Origin of the sequence: Loktanella sp. R86503, assembly GCF_042466455.1 — a bacterium.
Taxonomy (GTDB): Bacteria; Pseudomonadota; Alphaproteobacteria; order Rhodobacterales; family Rhodobacteraceae; genus Loktanella.
Genome location: NZ_JAXHCI010000002.1, coordinates 2,492,963 through 2,507,734, shown reverse-complemented (window position 1 = coordinate 2,507,734; position 14,772 = coordinate 2,492,963). Strand labels below are relative to the sequence as shown.

Below are 14,772 nucleotides of genomic sequence, written 5' to 3'. Positions count from 1 at the left end.
CATGAGCATTTCAAAGGCCGCAGCAGACGCTGCGGCCTTTTTTCGCTTTCGGTGCGACCAATGTCTTGCAGCCGGCGTTCAGCCTTGCGACGATATTTACAGACACTTTGTATCAGGAGATACGATTGCCCTCTGGCGTTCTGACCCCCACCGCTGCCGACGTTTCGGAATCCGTTCTGGAATTTCCTGACAACTTCTTGCTGATCGACCTGTGCGGCCAGTTTGACCGCAATCTGACAGCGATCGAAAGCGCGCTTGGCGTGCAGATCCTGCGCCGCGGAAACCGGCTGGAGGTCATTGGCGGGGAAAGCCCGCGCAAGGATGCGCTGGAAATCCTCAAGTCTTTGTACGAACGGCTGGAATCCGGCAAAACGCTGGAACCTGGCGATATCGACCGGGAATTGCGGATGCACCCCGATCTGTCCATCACCAATGGTGACCAACCAGAGCTGTTCAAGGGTGAGCTGGCCGACCGGGTGGAAATCAAGACCCGCAAAAAGCTGGTCGAACCGCGGACGGAGGCGCAAAAGGCCTATGTGCGGGCGCTGTTCGAAAACGAGCTGTGCTTTGGTATCGGGCCTGCGGGCACGGGCAAGACCTATCTGGCGGTTGCTGTCGCGGTGAACCATTTTATCAGCGGTAATGTTGACCGGATCATCCTGTCGCGCCCTGCGGTCGAGGCGGGGGAAAAGCTGGGTTATTTGCCCGGTGACATGAAGGACAAGGTCGATCCTTACATGCAGCCGCTGTATGATGCGTTGAACGATTTTTTTCCGGCCAAGCAGGTCGCCAAACTGATCGAGGAAAAGCGGATCGAGATCGCGCCGCTTGCCTTTATGCGCGGACGCACGCTGGCCAATGCTGCCGTCGTTCTGGACGAGGCGCAGAACGCCACAACCATGCAGATGAAAATGTTCCTGACCCGATTGGGCGAAGGGTCGCGCATGGCGATCACGGGCGATCGCACACAGATTGACCTGCCGCGCGGTGTGAATTCAGGTCTGTGGGAAGCAGAACGTTTGTTGAAAAATATCCCCAAGATCAGCTTCAACTACTTCACGTCCAAGGATGTGGTGCGGCACCCGCTGGTCGCGCGGATCATCGAAGCCTACGAGGCGGACGCGGAAAAGACCGGATGAGCCATGACCTTGTGGCTGGCGTGCGGCAGGCGATCTTTCACCTGCGCGGCCAGCCCGTCATTCTGGATGCCGATGTCGCTGCGATTTTTGATCGCACGACAGGGGCGGTGAACCAAAGTCGCCAGCGCAATGCGGGGCGGTTTCTGGATGACTATGCCTTTCAGCTGACCGCGGATGAATGGGCCAACTTGCAATCACAAAATGTGATTTCAAGTGCCCATGGCGGGCGGCGCGGCCGGCCTTGGGCCTATTCCGAACAGGGCTTTATCATGTTGGTCACGGGATTTCGCGGCGCGGCGGCAGACCGGGTGGCACGCACGGTCGCGGAAACCTTTGTCGCGTACCGCCGAGGCGAATTGCCCGCAGGCCGCGTTTTTGACGGTGCTGATGCGCCCGAACTGCGCCAATCCCTGCGCACACAGCTGGGCCAGATGTTGGGGGCGATTGCCGCAATGCCACTGCCGGGCGGATCGACCGTGATGACGGAACTGGACCAGGCGACGCAGTCGGCACTGGGCCGGGTGCGTGCCTGGCTGGACCAGCCGGGCAAGGAAAATGCAAAGCTGGACGGCGAAATCGCCAAGCTGGCGGCGGATACGCAAAAAGCCTACGCCGAAATCCGCCGCACGGACGCGGAAACCGCCAATCTTTGGGCGGATACCGTGCTCAAACGGCTTGATGCGGTGCGGCAACTGCGCGCGATGGTGCAGCAGATAGAGCGTGACGATCTGAGCGGAATGCTGGATGACAGCTTTGGGCCGGCAGGGACGCTGGCCAGCTTGCCGTCACGGGACACGATACATGACGATTGATTGCCTGAATGAAGACTCGCGCTGGGATGCGATAAACCTTGAATCCCTTGCACTGGCCGCGTCAAATGCCACCCTGGCTGAACTTGGCCACGACCCGCAGGCATGGGACATCAGCCTGATGGGTTGCGACGATGACCGCATCGCCGCGCTGAACGCTGATTTTCGCGGCAAACCGGCACCGACGAACGTACTGTCGTGGCCTTCGGATGAACGCGGTGCGGATCTGGCCGGCGAAATGCCGGCTGCGCCCGATCCCGCTGATCCGGAGCTTGGCGATATTGCGATTGCCTATCAGACCTGCGAAGCCGAAGCGCAGGCTGCCGGCAAGCCGATGGCCGATCATGTGACGCATTTGATCGTACACGCCACGCTGCATTTGCTGGGGTTCGATCACGAAGACGACGCGGATGCCACCCTGATGGAAGGGTTGGAGACGCAAATACTTGGCAAGATGGGTCTAGATGATCCATACCGTGCATAACGCCGCAAGGCACCAGATAGGCAGGGAGACGATGGGCGATACCGACGACGGGTCTTTGGAGGCAGCGCAAAGCGCGCAGCCCGAGCAGGCAGACGATATACAAGGCGACGAACAGCGCGGAAATTTCTTTAGCAGGCTGTTTGACGCCCTCTCGCCAAATGGCGAAGGCGAGGATGATGACACCGATGGCGCAAGGTCTACGGCACAGACCCTGACCGTGCCGGGGATGCTTAATCTGCGCCGGATGCGGGTCGAAGATGTCTCGATCCCCAAGGCCGACATTACCGCCACATCCGTCACCACGACCAAGGAAGACCTTGTCGCTATCTTTCGCGAAAGCGGCCTGACCCGTTTGCCTGTCTATGACGGCACACTTGATACGCCGCTGGGGTTTGTAAACCTTAAGGATTTTGCGCTGAAATACGGCTTTAACGGTGATGCCATCGCCTTTGATCTGCGCGATCTGCTGCGGCCGCTGCTGTTCGTGCCGCCGTCCATGCCGTTGGGCATTTTGCTGACCAAGATGCAGGCCGACCGCACCCATATGGCGCTTGTGATCGACGAGTATGGCGGCACTGACGGCCTTGTCACGATCGAGGACCTGCTGGAACAGGTCGTCGGCGCGATCGAGGACGAACACGACGTGGACGAGGTGAAAAGCTTCAGCATGGAAGCCCCCGGCGTCTATATCGCGCAGGCCAAGACCGCGCTGGAGGATTTCGAGGCTGAAATCGGGATGAACCTGACCGATCACGATGACATCGACGAAGAGGAAATCGACAGCCTTGGCGGTCTGGTCATGATGCTGTCCGGCCATGTGCCGGTGCGCGGCGAAGTGATCCGTCACCCTGACGGGCCGGAATTCGAAGTGCTGGACGCCGACCCGCGCCGGATCAAGCGGCTGCGCGTGCGCATGCCGCAGGATTGATGCGGGGCTGATGTGACCACAGTGACAGACCGGTTGTGGCAGCTTGGCCGCTGGCCGCGCATTGCTGCCTTGATTGCGCTTGGTCTGGTGGTCGCGCTGGGGATGGCCCCGCTGGACTGGTGGTTCGTTGCCGTGCCGGGCTGGGCGGCCGTATTGGCCGTGCTGAACGCAGCCCCCACGTTACGCGCGGCAGCGCGGGGTGCGCTATTCATCGGGCTTGGCTATTTCGGCCTGACGCTGCGCTGGCTGGTCGATCCATTCTTGGTCGACGCGGGCACATGGGGCTGGGCCGCGCCGCTGGCTGTCACCTTGATGGCGTTGGGGGCGGCGCTGTTCTGGGTGGTCGGCATATGCCTTGCCCGTATGATCGCGCCGGGGCGGCTCATTGCACTCGTGTTGTCGCTGACACTGATCGAGGCAGTGCGCAGCTATTTGTTCACCGGCTTTCCCTGGGCGCTGATCGGTCATGTGCTGATCCCGACGCCTTGGGCGCAACTGGCCTCTTATGGCGGACCCCATCTGTTGACGCTGCTAACGCTAGGCGTAGCGGCGGGATTCGTGTGGCTGGCACGCAAGCAGTGGCTTGGTGCTGTGCCCGTCGTCATCGCACTGGCTGCTATGCCGCTATTGCTGCCGCCTGCCACGGTGATCGATCCGGACGCCCCCAGCATTCGCATCGTGCAGCCCAATGCCCCGCAGGATGAAAAGTGGGATCCGGAACGCAACCTGACCTTTCTGCGCCGCATGATCAGCTACACCCAGGCCGATCCGCGCCCTGATCTGATCGTCTGGCCCGAAACCGCCGTGCCTGTCCTGATGGATTATGCCCAGCCAGAGCTGGAGGCGATATCAGAGGCCGCCATGGGCGTGCCGCTGGTCACCGGCATCAATCGCAGTCAAGGCGGGCTTTATTATAACGCGCTGATCGTGCTGGGCCGGATGGGGCAGGTGGTGCAGACCTATGACAAGGCCCATCTGGTTCCCTTTGGCGAATACGTTCCCTTTGGCGAGGTTATGAAACGTTTCGGCATCCACGGCCTTGCCACATCAGAAGGCGGCGGCTTTGCCAGTGGACCGGTGCCGCAGCCTTTGATCGATCTGCCGGGGATCGGCCACGCGCGGGCGCTGATCTGCTACGAAGGCATTTTTGCCGAGGAAATCGCAACGGCAGAGCGGCCGCGCCTGTTGATGATGATTACCAATGATGCGTGGTTCGGCAAAGGGGCAGGGCCGACGCAGCATCTGATGCAGGCACGCTTGCGTGCGATCGAACAGGGCCTGCCGATGGTCCGCTCTGCCAATACCGGGATCAGCGCGATGATTGATGCATATGGTCGCATCACGGCGATGATCCCGCTGGATACCGCCGGCTATGTCGATGCACCGCTGCCGCCTGCGCGCAGCGCAACGCCCTACGTGCGTTGGGGTGATGTGCCGGTCATAATATTCGTGTTGTTGGGCCTGATCGCCGCGGCCTTGCACCACCGCAAGGGGCGGCGCGATTTGCGTTGACCCTGCGGGGTAGTCTGCTTAACCAAGCGGATGACCTGCCACAACGGCTTCCTGACGGGGCGGGGTAATTTTAAATGGAGCACGTCCCATGGCACGCCAAGATTATATTTTCACCTCTGAATCCGTGTCAGAGGGACACCCTGACAAGGTCTGCGACCGTATTTCCGACAGCATCCTCGATGCCTTTCTGACAGAAGAGCCAGAGGCCCGCGTTGCCTGCGAAACCTTTGCCACCACCAACCGCGTCGTCATCGGCGGCGAGGTCGGGTTGAGCACGGCAGAGAAGACGCAGGCGTTTCTGGCAGGTGTGCCCGATATTGCCCGCGCTGCGATCAAGGATATCGGCTACGAGCAGGACAAGTTCCACCACGCCACCTGCGAAATTACGAACCTGCTGCACGAACAGTCGGCGCATATCGCGCAGGGCGTCAATGCATCGGACGACAAGCCCGAAGGCGCGGGCGATCAAGGCATCATGTTCGGTTTTGCCACGCGCGAGACGCCAGAGCTGATGCCAGCCCCGATCCAATACGCTCATGCCGTGCTGCGCCGCCTTGCAGAAGTGCGTAAATCCGGTGAACAGCCGACCCTGCGCCCGGATGCGAAAAGCCAGATCTCGATGCGCTATGTCGATGGCAAACCGGTAGAGGTCACGTCGATTGTGCTATCCACCCAGCATGCCGACGAAAGCCAGACCAGCGCCGATATTCGCGCGATCATCGAGCCGTATTTCCACGAAGTGCTGCCAGAGGGTCTGATTACTGACAAAACCGAATGGTGGGTCAATCCGACCGGCATCTTTGTCATCGGCGGCCCCGACGGCGACGCTGGCCTGACCGGACGCAAGATCATCGTGGATACCTACGGCGGTGCGGCCCCGCATGGCGGCGGCGCGTTCTCTGGCAAGGATCCAACCAAGGTTGACCGCTCTGCCGCTTATGTGGCGCGCTATCTGGCCAAGAACGTAGTCGCATCCGGCATGGCCGAAAAGTGCACGCTGCAACTGTCCTATGCCATCGGCATCGCGCAACCCTTGTCGGTCTATGTCGATCTGCATGACACGGGCGAGGTCGATCCGGCTGCTGTTGAAAAAGCGATCCGCGCTACCATTGACCTGACCCCGCAGGGCATCCGCACCCATCTGGGCCTGAACCGCCCGATCTATGCCCGTACCGCTGCCTATGGCCACTTTGGCCGCGCGCCAGAGGCAGACGGCGGTTTCAGCTGGGAACGCACCGATCTTGCCGATGCACTAAAACGCGCCGTCTAAACGCTGACCGATGTGACAGCGAAAAGGGGCGGGCCAGTGGTCCGCCCTTTTGCATCTCGACAGCGGTTGCGGGCTCGGTCGGCCTCGGCTAAAGCCTGCGGCCATGACTGAAGATAGACACCCATCGGGCGCCCCGTGGCGCAATTTCTATGGCCGCTTCCGGGGCAAGACCATCCGTGCGAGCCAGAAGGATTACCTTGAAAACGACTTGGACGCGTTGTCGCCCGGGCCAATTGATTGGGACATCAACCCGGACCGGGTGAAACTGGACCCTGCGGTGATCTTTGACGGCAAGGATATCTGGCTGGAAATCGGCTTTGGCGGGGGCGAACATCTGGTCGCCATGGCAGAGCGCTATCCCGAGATTGGCCTGATCGGCTGCGAGCCGTTTATTAACGGTGTGGCGATGCTGCTGGGCAAGATCCGCAAGGCTGACGTGGAAAACCTAAAGGTGCATCCGGGCGATGTGCGCGACCTGTTCGACGTGATGCCGGATGCCAGCATCGCCAAGGCGTTCCTGAACTACCCCGACCCCTGGCCCAAAGCCCGCCACCACCGCCGCCGCTTTGTCACGGCAGAGCATCTGGATCCGCTGTTTCGCGCGATGAAACCCGGTGCGGAATTTCGCGTGGCGACCGATATTCCCGACTACGTGCGCCAGACACTGGAAGAGGTGCCAAAGGCCGGTTTCGTTCTGGAAACGGCGCTGCCGGACGGTATGAACACGCCATGGGACGACTGGGTTTCGACGCGGTACGAACAGAAGGCCCTGCGCGAAGGACGCGATCCGCACTACCTGACGTTCCGCAAGCCGGCCTGACGCAGTCCGGCGCTGTCGGTCCTGTCGGGGCCCGTGTGCCTGGTCCGTAACCTGCGTGTTCATTGATCTTGTGCCTCTCGACCCGGCACGGCTGCTGGGCTAAGCAGGGGCCGAATTTGCAAAGGAAGTCCCTTATGTCCGGCCATGGCACCCCCGTTCCGATGACCTCTCGCGCTTGCGGGCCGCTGACCGGCATTGCCGAAGTGCCGGGGGACAAGTCGATTTCCCACCGATCCCTGATCCTTGGTGCGATGTGCGTCGGCGAAACGCGGATCACAGGCCTTCTGGAAGGCGACGACGTGCTGGATACGGCAAAGGCGATGCGCGCTTTTGGCGCGACGGTCACAGATCACGGCGGCGGCGAATGGTCGGTGCAGGGCGTTGGCGTTGGCGCCTTTGCCGAACCTGCGGGCGTCATCGACTGCGGAAACTCCGGCACCGGCGTGCGTCTGATCATGGGCGCGATGGCAACCACCGGCATCACCGCGACCTTTACGGGCGACGCGTCCCTGTGTAGCCGACCCATGGGCCGCGTCACCGATCCGCTAGCCTTGTTCGGCACCCGCGCCGTGGGCCGCGATGGCGGGCGTTTGCCAATGACCCTTGTCGGCGCAGCAAATCCGGTGCCGGTGCGCTACGTTGTGCCTGTGCCATCAGCCCAGGTGAAATCCGCCGTGTTGCTCGCCGGCCTGAACGCCCCCGGCCAGACGGTCGTCATCGAGAAAGAAGCCACGCGCGATCACACGGAACGTATGCTCGCCGGCTTCGGTGCCGAGATTGACGTCGAGGACACAGACGAAGGCCGCGTCATCACCCTGCAAGGCCAGCCAGAACTGCAGCCGCAGCAAATCGCCGTGCCGCGCGATCCCAGCAGCGCGGCTTTCCCGGTCTGCGCCGCGCTGATCGTGCCAGGCTCTGACGTGCTGGTCCCCGGGATCGGTCTGAACCCCACCCGGGCTGGCCTGTTCACGACCCTGCGCGAAATGGGTGCCGACCTGACCTATGAAAACGAACGCATTGAGGGGGGCGAGCCTGTCGCCGACCTGCGCGCCCGCTATTCCCCTGATATGAAAGGGATCAGCGTTCCGCCCGCCCGCGCTGCCAGCATGATCGACGAATACCCGGTGCTATCCGTCGTGGCCTGTTTTGCTACGGGCGTCACCGATATGCAGGGCGTGCGGGAACTGCGCGTCAAGGAAAGCGACCGTATCGATGCGATGGCCAAAGGCCTGCGCGCCGCTGGCATCGAAGTCGCCGAAGGCGATGACTGGTGGCAGGTCACAGGCCGCGGCGCCGGCAATGTGCCCGGCGGTGCCACCGTCGAAAGCCGCCTTGATCACCGGATCGCCATGGCCTTTATGGTCATGGGAATGGCCGCGCATAAGCCGGTCAGCGTTGACGATGGCAGCCCAATCACCACATCCTTCCCGATCTTTGAACCGCTGATGACCCGGCTTGGCGCGCAGATTTCCCGGTCTGCGGCATGAGCTTCGTCATTGCCATCGACGGTCCTGCCGCCGCCGGAAAGGGCACGCTGGCGCAGGCGCTTTCGTCTCACTTCGGTTTCGCCTATCTTGATACGGGACTACTTTATCGTGCCGTCGGCGCTGCCGTTCTGGCAGGGGCCGAGCCAATCGCGGCGGCAAGGTCGCTTGATCCGTCAGACCTGAACCCGAACACCCTGCGCACGCAGGCCGTGGCCGATGCCGCCAGCCGCGTTGCGGCCATTGCCGATGTGCGCACCGCGCTTGTGGAATTTCAGCGCAGCTTTGCCGGCCGGGACGGCGGTGCGGTACTTGACGGGCGCGATATCGGCACCGTGATCTGCCCGGATGCGGATGTGAAACTTTTCGTCACCGCCAGCGCGCAAACCCGCGCCGACCGGCGTTTTGCAGAACTGACCGCCAAGGGTGTGAAAACCGATCTTGCCGCGATCCTCGCCGAAGTGCGCGCCCGCGACGACCGCGACCAAAACCGGGCAGAGGCTCCCTTGATCGCCGCTGCCGATGCAATCCTGATCGACACCACCGATATGACCGCGGCTCAGGCGCTGGCGGAGGCCATCACTATCGTTACCGCAAAACGCGCCTAGCCGCGCGTCCCCTTCTTCTGGTTATAAATATCCCGGGGGCGCGGGGGCTGGCCCCCGCTTTCCACCTCTGACCCTGTGCTTCCGTCTGGGGAACGCACCGCTTCTGCACGGCGCCTGCAGCGCCGCACAGATCCTGTGCAAGACTGGATGCTGCGGACGCGCCTTTAATGCCCTATCTGACCGCGGACAGGTCGTCCGATGTGGACGCCGCCACATCACGAAAGAGAGCCTCAATGCTGATTGATGATCTGAACTGGCGCTATGCCACCAAAAAAATGGACGCAGGCAAACCCGTTCCCGACGATAAAGTGCAGGCGATCCTTGACGCCCTGCGTCTGGCGCCGACTTCCAGTGGTCTGCAGCCCTTCGAAGTTTTTGTTGTCACGAACAAAGACACCCGCGCCAGACTAGCAGAGGCCGCATATGGCCAGCAGCAGCTGGTCGACGGCAGCCATGTCCTCGTCTTCGCGGCCTGGGATGATTACACCGCAGAACGCATCGACATGGTCCGTGATGAGACCGGCGAAGCGCGCGGCGGCGTGAGCGACAACATCAAGGAATACTACAAGAACCTAAAGGGTAACTACGTTGGCCGGGGCTCCGAAGTGAACTTTCAGCATGCCGCCCGGCAGGCCTATATCGCGCTTGGCGTGGCTATGGTCGCCGCAGCAGAACAAAAAATCGACGCGACCCCAATGGAAGGCTTCGAGCCGGCAAAGTTCGACGACATCCTTGGCTTGCGTGCCAAGGGCCTGAAATCCGTCTGCATTTTGCCGCTGGGCTATCGCGCTCAGGAAGGTGACTGGTTGCAGGGGCAGGCCAAAGTGCGCCGTGATCCGGCGATCCTGTTTACCAAGGTGGACTGATCCGTCCTGTCCGGCCCTGGGGCTTGCGATAAAACGGCCTGCGCTGTATACAGTCCGGGCCGAAGCATCGAGACAGGTGCGGGCATGAGACTCGAGCAGGGTCGGTATCATACCGGCCCTGTTGTTTTATGTCCGACTCGCCGCACCGGCCAAACCGCAATCCAAAGACCGGCGGAGACAACCGCACGGCCCGTATAAAACACAAGATTAGGAAATCAGCGCCACATGGCAAGCAACACAAGCATGGAAGAATTCGAAGCCCTTTTGAACGAAAGCTTCGAAATTGATACGCCCGCAGAGGGCTCGGTCGTCAAAGGCAAGGTCATCGCGATCGAAGCCGGTCAGGCCATCATCGACGTCGGCTACAAGATGGAAGGCCGCATCGATCTGAAAGAATTTGCAGAACCCGGCGAAGAACCCAACCTGAAGGTTGGCGACGAAGTCGAAGTGTTCCTGCGTCAGGTGGAAAACGCCCGTGGCGAAGCCGTCATTTCGCGTGAAATGGCCCGCCGCGAAGAAGCGTGGGACCGTCTGGAAAAAGCCTATGCTGACGAAGAGCGTGTCGATGGCGCGATCTTTGGCCGCGTGAAGGGTGGCTTTACCGTCGACCTCGGCGGCGCTGTTGCCTTCTTGCCCGGCTCTCAGGTTGACGTGCGCCCCGTGCGCGACGCCGGCCCGCTGATGGGTCTGAAGCAGCCTTTCCAAATCCTGAAGATGGACCGTCGCCGGGGCAACATCGTTGTGTCGCGCCGTGCGATCCTCGAAGAATCCCGTGCAGAGCAGCGTGCTGAAGTCATCGGCAACCTGACCGAAGGTCAGGAAGTTGACGGCGTGGTCAAGAACATCACCGAATACGGTGCGTTCGTTGATCTGGGCGGCGTTGACGGCCTGCTGCACGTCACCGATATGGCTTGGCGCCGGGTCAACCACCCGTCCGAAATCCTGTCCATCGGCGAGACGATCAAGGTGCAAGTCATCAAGATCAACAAAGAAACTCACCGTATCAGCCTTGGCATGAAGCAGCTGCAGGCCGATCCGTGGGATGCCGTCGAAGCCAAGTACACCCTTGATTCCAACCACACTGGCCGCGTGACCAACATCACGGACTATGGCGCATTCGTAGAACTGGAGCCGGGCGTCGAAGGTCTGGTTCACGTGTCCGAAATGTCCTGGACCAAGAAGAACGTGCACCCCGGCAAGATCGTGTCGACCTCTCAGGAAGTCGAAGTCATGGTTCTGGAAATCGACTCTGCCAAGCGTCGCGTTTCCCTCGGCCTCAAGCAGACCCAGCGTAACCCATGGGAAGTGTTTGCAGAAACCCACCCCGAGGGCACTGAAGTTGAAGGCGAAGTCAAGAACATCACCGAATTCGGTCTGTTCGTTGGCCTTGAAGGCGACATCGACGGCATGGTTCACCTGTCCGACCTGTCCTGGGACGGCCGCGGCGAAGACATCATCGGTGACTTCCGCAAGGGTGACATCGTCAAAGCCAAGGTTTCCGAAGTCGACGTCGAGAAAGAGCGTATCTCGCTCTCGATCAAGGCTCTGGACGCTGACCCGTTTGCCGATGCCATTGGCGGCGTGAAGCGCGGTTCGATCATCACCGTTGAGGTCACCAAGATCGAAGACGGCGGCATCGAGGTCGAATACGAAGGTATGAAGTCCTTCATCCGTCGTTCTGACCTGTCCCGTGACCGTGCCGAGCAGCGCCCGGAGCGTTTCGGTGTAGGCGACAAGATCGACGTCCGCGTCACCAATGTTGACTCCAAGACCCGCAAGCTGGGCCTGTCGATCAAGGCACGCGAAATCGCAGAAGAGAAAGAGGCCATCGATCAGTATGGTTCCTCTGACTCCGGTGCTTCGCTGGGCGATATCTTGGGTGCAGCGCTGAAAGGCGACAACTAAACCCGGATCGCCTCTTGACGAAATGAATACGAAAGGCCCCGCCGGTATCACCGGCGGGGCCTTTTTTCGTTCAGGGCGGGGGCGAATCGGTGATCAGGGCTGGTCGGCTTTGCTGACGTTACGTCGCCTTTTGGCAGGCTCAGACAGGTATTCGGCCGCTGATCAGCTAAATCCCGCCGCCGAATCCAGATAATTTACACCTTTGCGTGTATGCGGGCTATTTCTTGACGAGGGCATCCGGTCTATGGTCAAGCATATGGCAGGTCTGCCATTTTTTGCTGTTTGTGCCTGCGAGGTGACATATGATTCGCTCTGAACTGATCCAAAAGATCGCCGAACAGAACCCGCATCTGTTTCAACGGGATGTCGAGCGGATCGTAACCACGATTTTCGAAGAGATCACTGGCGCGCTTGTGCAAGGCGACCGGGTTGAACTTCGTGGTTTCGGCGCTTTTTCAGTGAAAAAACGTGATGGCCGCACCGGGCGGAACCCGCGCACTGGTGAAGCGGTTGAAGTCGACGAGAAGCATGTGCCATTCTTCAAGACAGGCAAACTGCTGCGCGACCGTCTGAACGGCGCGTAACGCGCCGCATCAGAAAGTAATAAGGATCGCGACCGGATGAAAACGCTGAAGTACGTCTTTTGGGCCATTGTGGCTGTTGTCTTGATCCTTGTTGGCCTTGCCAATCGTGACGCGACCACCTTGCAGGCAATGCCGACGGCCTTTGCTGACTTGTTCGGTATCTCTCCTCAGGTGACGTTGCCGCTGTTCATCGTCATTTTTCTGGCTGTCGGTGCTGGCCTGCTGCTGGGGCTGGTGTGGGAATGGATCCGCGAATACCCCGAACGCGTCGAAGCCCGCGCCCGTGCGCGAGAGATTGCGCGTTTGCGCGCCGAAGTCGCCCAGCTGCGTTCTGTCAGTGCAAGCCCGAAAAAAGGCGACGACGTGCTGGCGCTGCTTGATGCGCCCAAGCGTCACACTGCCTAGACTATGAAGACCCGGATCAAGATTTGCGGCCTGCGCACGGCGCAGGACGTTGCCGCTGCCGTGGCCTGCGGCGCTGATGACATCGGCCTGGTTTTCTTTGAAAAATCTCCGCGCCACCTGACGCTGGACGCTGCTGCCGAACTGGCGCTGACGGTGCCGCTGGGCGTGCGCAAGGTCGCGCTGACCGTGGACCCCGCAGATGATGCGCTGGATGCGCTGCTGGCGCGTGTGCCTGTGGATCTTTTGCAGTTGCACGGTCACGAATCGCCCGACCGTGTCGCCGACATTCGCGCCCGAACAGGTGTGCCCGTGATGAAGGCTGTCGGCATTGCTGACGCCGAAGACCTTGATACGCTTGACGCTTATATGGCCGTTTGCGAGGAAATTCTGGTCGATGCCAAGCCGCCAAAGACAGCCGTACTGCCTGGCGGCAATGGCCTGACTTTTGACTGGCGTTTGCTGCAGGGGCGGCGCTGGTCCGTGCCGTGGATGTTGGCAGGCGGTTTGCGCCCGTCCAACGTGGCAGAGGCGATACGCCTGACCGGCGCGCCGCAGGTCGATGTGTCGTCCGGCGTCGAAAGCAGCCCGGGCGTCAAGGATGCGGACATGATCCGCGATTTCTGCGCGGCGGTGCGCAGCGCGTAAACCTGCGGCGTGCTGCCCGCTTTACCCTTGGCGCGCACGGGTTTACTGCTAGCTGAACAATTTTACGGGGGATGGGCCATGCCAGAAGATCTTTTTAACAGTTTCATGAACGGGCCCGACGAAAAGGGTCGCTTTGGCGATTTCGGCGGGCGTTTCGTGTCGGAAACGCTGATGCCACTGATCCTGAGCCTTGAGGAAGAATACGAAAAGGCCAAGACTGACGACAGCTTCTGGGCCGAAATGAACGATCTGTGGACCCACTATGTTGGCCGTCCCAGCCCGCTATACTTTGCCGAACGGCTGACCGACCATCTGGGCGGTGCCAAAATCTATATGAAGCGCGACGAGCTGAACCACACCGGTGCGCACAAGATCAACAACGTGCTGGGCCAGATCATTCTGGCACGCCGCATGGGCAAGACCCGCATCATCGCTGAAACCGGGGCAGGCCAGCACGGCGTCGCCACTGCGACAGTCTGTGCAAAATTCGGCCTCAAATGCGTTGTCTACATGGGTGCGCATGATGTTGAACGTCAGGCTCCGAACGTGTTCCGTATGCGCCTGTTGGGGGCAGAGGTTGTGGCCGTCACCTCTGGCCGTGGCACGCTGAAAGATGCAATGAACGATGCGCTGCGTGACTGGGTGACCAATGTGCGCGACACCTTCTATTGCATCGGCACTGTGGCCGGCCCGCACCCCTATCCGGCGATGGTCCGCGATTTCCAGTCGATCATTGGCAAAGAAGTCCGCGACCAGATGGAGGCGGCAGAAGGGCGTCTGCCCGACACGCTAATTGCAGCTATCGGCGGCGGATCGAACGCAATGGGCCTGTTTTACCCTTTCCTAGACGATAAATCGGTGAACATCATCGGGGTCGAGGCGGGTGGCAAGGGCGTGAATGCCAAGATGGAGCATTGTGCATCCCTGACCGGCGGCCGCCCGGGCGTGCTGCATGGCAACCGCACCTATCTGCTGCAAGACGATGACGGCCAGATCCTTGAAGGGTTCAGCATCTCGGCCGGTCTGGATTATCCAGGCATCGGACCGGAACACGCTTGGCTGCACGACATTGGCCGCGCGCAATACGTCTCTATCACGGATGTAGAGGCGCTGGAGGCGTTCCAATTGTCCTGCGCACTCGAAGGCATCATTCCCGCGCTGGAACCGTCGCATGCGCTGGCCCATGTGATGAAGATCGCACCGACCCTGCCAAAGGATCACCTGCTGGTGATGAACATGTGTGGGCGCGGCGACAAGGATATCTTTACCGTCGCCAAGCACCTTGGCTTTGACATGAAAACCTGACCTTTCCA

The 14,772-nt window shown here is 60.7% G+C and carries 15 protein-coding genes and 1 riboswitch; all 15 genes read left to right on the top strand.

What is annotated here, in order from left to right:
* Nucleotides 1–125 precede the first annotated feature (125 nt).
* The 15 genes from SJY10_RS13305 (at nucleotide 126) to trpB (ending at nucleotide 14,764) form a co-directional block, all read left to right on the top strand.
* Nucleotides 126–1,139, top strand: a complete 1,014-nt coding sequence (locus SJY10_RS13305; RefSeq protein ID WP_386683402.1) for a PhoH family protein — start codon at nucleotides 126–128, stop codon at nucleotides 1,137–1,139.
* Nucleotides 1,136–1,951: an ORF6N domain-containing protein gene (locus tag SJY10_RS13300; RefSeq protein ID WP_386683400.1), complete on the top strand. Its 816-nt coding sequence runs from the start codon at nucleotides 1,136–1,138 to the stop codon at nucleotides 1,949–1,951. The genes SJY10_RS13305 and SJY10_RS13300 overlap by 4 nt, the downstream gene beginning before the upstream one ends.
* Nucleotides 1,941–2,432: an rRNA maturation RNase YbeY gene (gene ybeY / locus SJY10_RS13295; protein ID WP_386683398.1), complete on the top strand. Its 492-nt coding sequence runs from the start codon at nucleotides 1,941–1,943 to the stop codon at nucleotides 2,430–2,432. Before SJY10_RS13300 ends, ybeY begins: the two co-directional genes overlap by 11 nt.
* Before the next feature lie 31 nt (nucleotides 2,433–2,463).
* Nucleotides 2,464–3,360: a transporter associated domain-containing protein gene (locus SJY10_RS13290; protein WP_386683396.1), complete on the top strand. Its 897-nt coding sequence runs from the start codon at nucleotides 2,464–2,466 to the stop codon at nucleotides 3,358–3,360.
* A gap of 12 nt (nucleotides 3,361–3,372) precedes the next feature.
* A complete protein-coding gene (gene lnt, locus SJY10_RS13285; RefSeq protein ID WP_386683394.1) occupies nucleotides 3,373–4,872 on the top strand; it encodes an apolipoprotein N-acyltransferase in 1,500 nt (499 codons plus the stop codon).
* Nucleotides 4,873–4,904: 32 nt separating this feature from the next.
* A riboswitch (SAM-SAH riboswitch) is annotated at nucleotides 4,905–4,954 on the top strand.
* A 6-nt stretch (nucleotides 4,955–4,960) separates the two neighbouring features.
* Entirely contained in the window at nucleotides 4,961–6,142 is a 1,182-nt protein-coding gene (metK, locus tag SJY10_RS13280; RefSeq protein WP_386683392.1) for a methionine adenosyltransferase, read from the top strand.
* A gap of 103 nt (nucleotides 6,143–6,245) precedes the next feature.
* Nucleotides 6,246–6,962, top strand: a complete 717-nt coding sequence (locus tag SJY10_RS13275) for a tRNA (guanine(46)-N(7))-methyltransferase TrmB (RefSeq protein ID WP_386683390.1) — start codon at nucleotides 6,246–6,248, stop codon at nucleotides 6,960–6,962.
* A 134-nt stretch (nucleotides 6,963–7,096) separates the two neighbouring features.
* Nucleotides 7,097–8,449: a 3-phosphoshikimate 1-carboxyvinyltransferase gene (gene aroA, locus SJY10_RS13270; protein WP_386683388.1), complete on the top strand. Its 1,353-nt coding sequence runs from the start codon at nucleotides 7,097–7,099 to the stop codon at nucleotides 8,447–8,449.
* Nucleotides 8,446–9,054: a (d)CMP kinase gene (locus tag SJY10_RS13265; protein ID WP_386683386.1), complete on the top strand. Its 609-nt coding sequence runs from the start codon at nucleotides 8,446–8,448 to the stop codon at nucleotides 9,052–9,054. Before aroA ends, SJY10_RS13265 begins: the two co-directional genes overlap by 4 nt.
* Before the next feature lie 233 nt (nucleotides 9,055–9,287).
* Nucleotides 9,288–9,920, top strand: a complete 633-nt coding sequence (locus tag SJY10_RS13260) for an NAD(P)H-dependent oxidoreductase (RefSeq protein WP_386683384.1) — start codon at nucleotides 9,288–9,290, stop codon at nucleotides 9,918–9,920.
* Nucleotides 9,921–10,145: 225 nt separating this feature from the next.
* Complete coding sequence (gene rpsA / locus SJY10_RS13255) at nucleotides 10,146–11,825, top strand: 30S ribosomal protein S1 (RefSeq protein WP_386683381.1); 1,680 nt, start codon at nucleotides 10,146–10,148, stop codon at nucleotides 11,823–11,825.
* A gap of 302 nt (nucleotides 11,826–12,127) precedes the next feature.
* Nucleotides 12,128–12,409: an integration host factor subunit beta gene (ihfB, locus tag SJY10_RS13250; protein ID WP_090187877.1), complete on the top strand. Its 282-nt coding sequence runs from the start codon at nucleotides 12,128–12,130 to the stop codon at nucleotides 12,407–12,409.
* Nucleotides 12,410–12,445: 36 nt separating this feature from the next.
* A complete protein-coding gene (locus SJY10_RS13245) occupies nucleotides 12,446–12,814 on the top strand; it encodes a lipopolysaccharide assembly protein LapA domain-containing protein (protein WP_386683377.1) in 369 nt (122 codons plus the stop codon).
* 3 nt (nucleotides 12,815–12,817) lie between these two features.
* Nucleotides 12,818–13,459 carry a phosphoribosylanthranilate isomerase gene (locus SJY10_RS13240; RefSeq protein ID WP_386683375.1) on the top strand — a complete coding sequence of 214 codons (642 nt, stop codon included), beginning with the start codon at nucleotides 12,818–12,820 and terminating at the stop codon, nucleotides 13,457–13,459.
* Nucleotides 13,460–13,537: 78 nt separating this feature from the next.
* Nucleotides 13,538–14,764: a tryptophan synthase subunit beta gene (gene trpB, locus SJY10_RS13235; protein ID WP_386683372.1), complete on the top strand. Its 1,227-nt coding sequence runs from the start codon at nucleotides 13,538–13,540 to the stop codon at nucleotides 14,762–14,764.
* Nucleotides 14,765–14,772 lie beyond the last annotated feature (8 nt).